At 74.6% G+C, this 2,022-nt stretch carries 3 protein-coding genes; 2 read left to right on the forward strand and 1 reads right to left on the reverse strand.

From position 1 onward, the window contains the following. Positions 1-28: 28 nt before the first annotated feature. Positions 29-607, reverse strand: a complete 579-nt coding sequence (locus tag EAO71_RS36170) for a TetR/AcrR family transcriptional regulator (protein WP_147982040.1) — start codon at positions 605-607, stop codon at positions 29-31. 161 nt (positions 608-768) lie between these two features. Here EAO71_RS36170 and EAO71_RS36175 point away from each other — a divergent pair, with 161 nt between their 5' ends. Together EAO71_RS36175 and EAO71_RS36180 are read left to right on the forward strand one after the other, a co-directional pair. Beyond that, on the forward strand, positions 769-1,059 hold the full coding sequence (locus tag EAO71_RS36175; RefSeq protein WP_147982041.1) for an SHOCT domain-containing protein: 291 nt from the start codon (positions 769-771) through the stop codon (positions 1,057-1,059). Continuing rightward, complete coding sequence (locus tag EAO71_RS36180; protein ID WP_147982042.1) at positions 1,056-1,853, forward strand: ABC transporter ATP-binding protein; 798 nt, start codon at positions 1,056-1,058, stop codon at positions 1,851-1,853. The genes EAO71_RS36175 and EAO71_RS36180 overlap by 4 nt, the downstream gene beginning before the upstream one ends. Positions 1,854-2,022 lie beyond the last annotated feature (169 nt).

The following is a 2,022-nucleotide window of genomic DNA, read 5'->3' on the forward strand; positions in this document are numbered from 1 at the left end:
GGAGCGGGCCGGGCCGTGTGCGGAGCCGTCAGTTCGCGCGGGGCGCGAGCAGGGTGAGGAGTCCCCGCGCCGCCGCGTCGAAGGCGGCCGGCGAGCCCGCCGCGCGGGCGAGCACGTAGCCGCCCTGAACGGTCGCCACGACGGTGGCCGCGAGTTCGGCCGGATCGAGCGGACCCGTCAACTCCCCGGTGCCCAGGCCCTCCCGGACGACGTCGGCGATCCGGCCGCGCAGCCAGTCGAGGGTCTCGTCGACCGGCGCCCGCAGCCGGTCGTCGGCGAGGACGTCGGGATCCATCGTCAGGCGGCCCAGCGGACAGCCCCTCAGCACCGGGCGCTCGCGCAGCAGATACGCCTCCAGCCGCTCGTACGCCGAACCGCCGCCACCGAGCACGGCCTCCGCCGTGCCCCGCATCTCCTCGGCCGTCCGCCGGATCGCGGCCAGTGCCAGGTCCGGCTTGCCGGCGAAGTGGTGGTACATGCTGCCCTGCCCGGCCCCGGCGGCCTGCTGGATCGCCCTGGGGCTGGTGCCGACGTAGCCGCGCTCCCAGAGCAGCTCGCGGGTGGCCTCGACCAGTCGCTCGGAGGTACTCATGCGGGCAGTGTACATACCAGTAGGTACAGAGGAGGGAGCAGCCGTCGCGGCCGCCGCTACTCCCCGCGTCGTACGGGCGAAGCCGCTGGCCGTACGACGACCCGGACCCCCTCCCCGCGCGAGTCTCGAAGCACCGGCACACGCAGTCGGCACGACGCACGAGGAGCTGAGAGATCATGAACACACTGGCCTACGCGGGACCCGGCCCCTGGGTCCTGTTCTTCCCCCTCGTCTGGGCGGCCGTGATCGTCACCGTGGTCACCGTGCTGCGCCGGACCGGACGCATCGGCCCGTCCCGGGGCCGGGGCCCCTGGGGCCGCCCGGTCCACGACGAGCAGTCCCCGATCGCGCTCCTCGGCCGCCGTTTCGCCGCCGGAGAGATCGACGAGGACGAGTACTGGCGCCGGCTGACCGTCCTCGAGGAGCAGTTCGGCCGCTCCGCCGGGTCCGAGGGGCGCACGCGATGAGCACGTCCGCCTCCACGGAGACCGCCTCCGCCCCGGAGACCGGCCGCGCCGCCGCGCGCGTCGTCGACGCCGTGAAGGTCTACGGCCGTGGTGACACCGAGGTCAGGGCCCTGGACGGGGTGAGCGTCGACTTCCCGGCCGGACGCTTCACCGCGATCATGGGCCCCTCCGGCTCCGGGAAGTCGACCCTCATGCACTGCGCGGCCGGGCTCGACACCCTCACGTCGGGCGCGGCCCTCATCGGGGACACGGACCTCTCCACCCTCGACGACCGCCGCCTCACCCTGCTGCGCCGCGAACGCGTCGGCTTCGTCTTCCAGGCGTTCAACCTGCTGCCGACCCTCACGGTCGCCGAGAACATCACGCTGCCCCTGGACCTGGCCGGCACCGCCCCCGACCGGGAGTGGCTGGAGGCGCTGATCGACACCGTCGGTCTGCGCGACCGCCTGCGCCACCGGCCCGCCGAGCTCTCCGGGGGCCAGCAGCAACGCGTCGCCGTCGCACGCGCCTTCGCCGGCACCCCGGACGTCGTCTTCGCCGACGAGCCGACCGGCAACCTCGACTCGCGTTCGGGCGAGGAGGTCCTGCGCCTGCTCGGCCGGGCGGTGCGGCGGACCGGCCGCACGGTCGTCATGGTCACCCACGACCCGGTCGCCGCCGCCCACGCCGACGAGGTGGTCTTCCTCGCGGACGGCCGGCTCGTCGACCGGATGCCGGAACCCACCGCCGAGCGGGTCCTCGACCGCTTGAAGGCCTTCGACGGCGGCACCCGTACCCAGGAGGCGAGGTCGTGACGACACGCCGCAGCACCCACCGCACCGACGACGGGACCCCTGCCCGGTGACGGCCTCGGTTCCCTCGGGAAGCGCCGGGGCCAGGGCGTCGACCAGCTCCCGCTGCGAGGTGCCGGGACCCGCCCGGACGAGGATGTCCGTCGCCTCGCCGGGCTTCGGCGTGAGGTAC

The organism is Streptomyces sp. MS191 (assembly GCF_008042125.1).
Taxonomy (GTDB): Bacteria; Actinomycetota; Actinomycetes; order Streptomycetales; family Streptomycetaceae; genus Streptomyces.

What these genes read in the sequence shown, in the direction of transcription:
- EAO71_RS36180 (WP_147982042.1), top strand. Translation starts at nt 1,056, where the DNA reads ATGAGCACGTCCGCCTCCACGGAGACCGCCTCCGCCCCGGAGACCGGC.
- EAO71_RS36175 (WP_147982041.1), top strand. Translation starts at nt 769, where the DNA reads ATGAACACACTGGCCTACGCGGGACCCGGCCCCTGGGTCCTGTTCTTC.
- EAO71_RS36170 (WP_147982040.1), bottom strand. Translation starts at nt 607, where the DNA reads ATGTACACTGCCCGCATGAGTACCTCCGAGCGACTGGTCGAGGCCACC.